1 protein-coding gene and 1 pseudogene are annotated in these 743 nt (G+C 42.3%); both read right to left on the reverse strand.

Translation table 11 applies throughout. The features are described from left to right. A pseudogene (locus ACTIE6_RS24270) lies at window positions 1-324 on the reverse strand (plasmid mobilization protein); the annotation flags it as partial. Window positions 325-486: 162 nt separating this feature from the next. Beyond that, window positions 487-743 (reverse strand): hypothetical protein (locus ACTIE6_RS24275; RefSeq protein WP_439559085.1); only part of this gene is annotated, 257 nt, incomplete at its 5' end.

A 743-nucleotide genomic window follows, 5' to 3' on the forward strand; every position in this document is an offset into this window, starting at 1 on the left:
CCTTCTGATTACCTGGGAGCTCGTCACCCATTCAGAAGTAATCAACTGCTTGTCCTTCGTCCGGTGGGCGTAGAAAGCAAGGATACCGGATAGTTTTTCCAGGTTAATTATTTGCCGGGAGATGTGATCCGGAATATCCCGGCGGGCTGGTAATTTTACCGGTATCAGTTCAAGCTGAGCCAGGATGTATTGACTGGCCGAAAGGTTACTTTTTGAAATACGCTCATCAATCTTCTGTTTTTGTTCTTCATTTAGCCATACGGAGTAATGAAGTCTCTTCTGCCTTTTAGCCGGCAACGACGGTCTTCCTTTTACTTTTTCCATTTCCTTTTTTAATATGAGCCTAAGCGAATATTTTTTGGGGCTTGGGGTTTCCCCAACAAGTTCTCGCCTGTACGCTCGCTTTTCGCGACGTACAGGCGATAGCTTGCTTTTAAACCGTTTGCATTGGTTGGTTCAACCGCGACTAATTAGGTTCAATTGGTTTCATTTCGTTCCAATTGGTATCAAAACCCGATTATTTTCCTTGTCATACAGGTAGTTACGGGCGAACTCAGCATTGCCTTCTTTTCTTGGATATACTACCAGAAATTCATAACCGTTTTCGCTGATAGTCTTACCATTGAGATAAATACTTTGAAATTTTTCAATGGAAGGGTGCTGGTTGACAAACTCCAACTTTTCAGAAAATTCAGTTTGAGTTGTATAAATCCAGATAATCGAACAGGTGCAGATAATGCTGG

This window comes from Dyadobacter sp. (genome assembly GCF_051859145.1).
Classification (GTDB): Bacteria; Bacteroidota; Bacteroidia; order Cytophagales; family Spirosomataceae; genus Dyadobacter.